The following is a 2771-nucleotide window of genomic DNA, read 5'->3' as shown; positions in this document are numbered from 1 at the left end:
CTTCCGCGCTGATTTGAAACAGGAAAAACATGCTTGGACTTTGTGTTTCTTCTTATTTTAACACTTCCCTTTAAGTGGATCGCTTTAAAGCAGCTTCCAAAGGCCCGTTTGCCCTAATTTGGATAAGATTTGTTTTCACAAAAGCAAATCAACTTCGTGCCTTACCCCGAATTTTCCGGAAAAATAGGCGGCAGGCTCTATTGCAACCACGCAGCCCTTCTCAAGCCTGTCTTGCGATTTTAGGCCCAAGGAGGGGCGCTCGTGCACCTCAAGGCCCACCCCGTGGCCAAACGAGTGTATCATCTTTGGAAGCCCGCTCTTTTCCATCAGCCTTTCGCCTGCCTGCGCAAGCTGCCGGCCCTTGTCAAACTCACCGGATTTTGCCCTGTCGCATAGCTCATGAGTTATTTCCACAAGCTTGTCATATGCCTGTCTCTCCCTTCCGCTTTTTCCCTGCCCGAAAAAGAAGCATCTTGTCAGGTCCGAACAGTAATTCCCGCAGCGCACTCCAATGTCAACAAGCAGGTGCGATTTGATTTTTGCCCCCGTAGGCACACTATGCGGAAAGGAGGAGTTTGCACCTGTTGCGACAATGGGGGAAAATGACGGCTCTACCCCCGCGTCAAGCATCAGCTTTTGCACCAACACCGCAGCCTGCCTTTCACCCATTCCTGCGCGCAGCAAGCCTTCAAGCTGCAGGTAGATGTTTTCTGTTATTCTGACGGCTTTTTTGATTAGGGCTTTTTCCTCTTCAGATTTGACTGCCCTTGCAGCCAAAAGCGCCTGGCTTGCATCAACAATCTTTGCCCGAGTCAGTTTTTTGAGGAAAGCAGAGGTTGAGAGTTTTGTTTTTTGGAAATCCAGCCGGAGTGTTTTTGCGCCCTTGAGCTGATTGGATAGAATTTTCACAAGCGCATCATTTGAATCGTAAGTGATGACATTGAGTTTTTTGTTTTGCCCTGAAGCCTGCTTTATCACATATTCCTCATTCATTTTTGAAGTGACAATGGAACAGGAATTTTTGCTTGCAACAAGAAGGCAGCCGTCTGCATCAACTCCAGTCAGGTAGAAAAAATTCGCGTTTGGGGCTCCAGGCTCATCCCCGCTTGGCAAAAGCAGCCTTGAGCCGCAAAGCCCGCCTTGCACTTGCGCAAGCCTTTTTGCAAACCCGGCCATAAGCACAGACCCCAGTTCTAACTTAATGCCTTTTTCAGCTTTTCAACCAGGCTTTTGTTGCCCATGTAAAGCGGCACTCGCGAATCCGCGTCCGCATCGGCAACATCAAGCAATGAGGATTTGCCAGACCAGCTGGCCCCGCCTGCCTGCTCCCAGATAAAGCCCATCGGGGCAGCCTCATAAGTAAGGCGCAGCTTGCCTTTAGGATTTTTTCTTGTGGAAGGATAGGCAAATATGCCGCCCCTGTGAAGTATTTGAGAAAAATCCGCGACAAAGGTGCCGCAGTACCTTACCCTGAGCTTCTCCTTGCGAAACAGGTCCTTTGCAAAAGAAAGGAATTTTGCATCCCAGTCAAGCGGGTCGCCGCCAAGGCCAAACACTTCCCCAGGCTCGGGTATCTTCATGTTGCCTGCCAAAAGATAGAACCGGGCATTGCCTTGCGAGTCATAGTGCTTTACAAATTCATGCGTGCCGTTTCCTGTTGTATAGACAAGCGTGTTGACAGGCCCATAAAGCTTGTAAATTGCCGCAACAAGCTTGCGCCCCGCCTGAGGCAAATCCTCACGATAGACACCGACAATTGTCCCAAACGGATTGTTTGTGACAATGTTTGAAGAGCCGTCAAGCGGGTCAAGCGTGACAACAAATGGGGCTATTTGTATGGCTGATTTTGAATTTGTGCCCGGGATTGTTTCCGGCATTGTCGTTGCAACAAGCGGCTCTTTTAGCTCCTCCGAATAAATCTTCCTGACCAAACCGGTTTGCACGAACTTGTCGCACAGGTACCCGTTAATCCACTCGTCAAGCTTTGCAACAGCCTCGCCGTACTTGTTCTTGTCGCCCATTGTGCCTGCCAGGTACCTTGGGAAATGATGCTGGGCGTCAAGTGCTATATGTGAAAACGACAAGATAAGTTTTGCAAGCTGCGGCTCGACTTTTTGTGATTTGAGATGCTCTTCAAGAGTTATTTGCTTTTGTTCCATCGTGACAACCAAACTTGTTTTTTATTTTGAGGCAGACCCGCACACCTACTTGAAAATTACTTTTTTTATTTCCTCGGTGATTTTCATCGGGTTGTCATTCTGCCAGACATTTCTGCCAACAGCAAGACCGCACCCGCCGCCTGCCATTATGTCCCTTACCTTTGCCAAGAATTCGCCGTCTGGCTGCTTTGAACCACCGGCTGAAATGACCTTGCATCTTCCGGCTGACGCCACAACCCACTTCATTGCATCAATATTTCCAGGATAATTTATTTTTACAACATCAGCCCCAAGCTCAAGTGCCACGCGTGCCGCATATGCCACCATTGCCGGGTCCTTCTCGTCCTTCACATATTTTCCCCGCGGGTATGACCAAACAACGCAAGCCAAGCCATAATCGTGAGCCTCTCTTTCAATTGCGCCAAATTCCTTGAACATCTGCGCCTCCATTGGCGAGCCTACATATATGGTGTAACCGACCGCATCAGCCCCAAGGTCAACTGCCTCCTTCACGTTTGCAAGCTGCGGTGAATATGCCTCGTCCTTTGGCACTATTTCAGTCCTGCCGTTTAGCTTGAGTATGAGAGGCACCTTGCCTGAATAATTCTCCTT

3 protein-coding genes are annotated in these 2771 nt (G+C 49.2%); all 3 read right to left on the bottom strand.

The window, feature by feature from the left end; all coding sequences use genetic code 11:
• Nucleotides 1–135 precede the first annotated feature (135 nt).
• A complete protein-coding gene (locus tag FJZ26_05365; protein MBM3229835.1) occupies nucleotides 136–1176 on the bottom strand; it encodes an aminopeptidase P family protein in 1041 nt (346 codons plus the stop codon).
• A 17-nt stretch (nucleotides 1177–1193) separates the two neighbouring features.
• Nucleotides 1194–2159: a fructose-1,6-bisphosphatase gene (locus tag FJZ26_05360; protein ID MBM3229834.1), complete on the bottom strand. Its 966-nt coding sequence runs from the start codon at nucleotides 2157–2159 to the stop codon at nucleotides 1194–1196.
• Nucleotides 2160–2204: 45 nt separating this feature from the next.
• On the bottom strand, nucleotides 2205–2771 hold a 567-nt coding region (locus FJZ26_05355; protein MBM3229833.1), incomplete at its 5' end, for a fructose-bisphosphate aldolase.

Source organism: Candidatus Parvarchaeota archaeon (assembly GCA_016866895.1).
Lineage (GTDB): Archaea > Micrarchaeota > Micrarchaeia > Anstonellales > VGKX01 > VGKX01.
This window is presented reverse-complemented; position numbering and strand designations above follow the sequence as displayed.

Coding starts and splice junctions, on each gene's coding strand:
- FJZ26_05365 (MBM3229835.1), bottom strand. CDS start 1,176: ATGGCCGGGTTTGCAAAAAGGCTTGCGCAAGTGCAAGGCGGGCTTTGC.
- FJZ26_05360 (MBM3229834.1), bottom strand. CDS start 2,159: ATGGAACAAAAGCAAATAACTCTTGAAGAGCATCTCAAATCACAAAAA.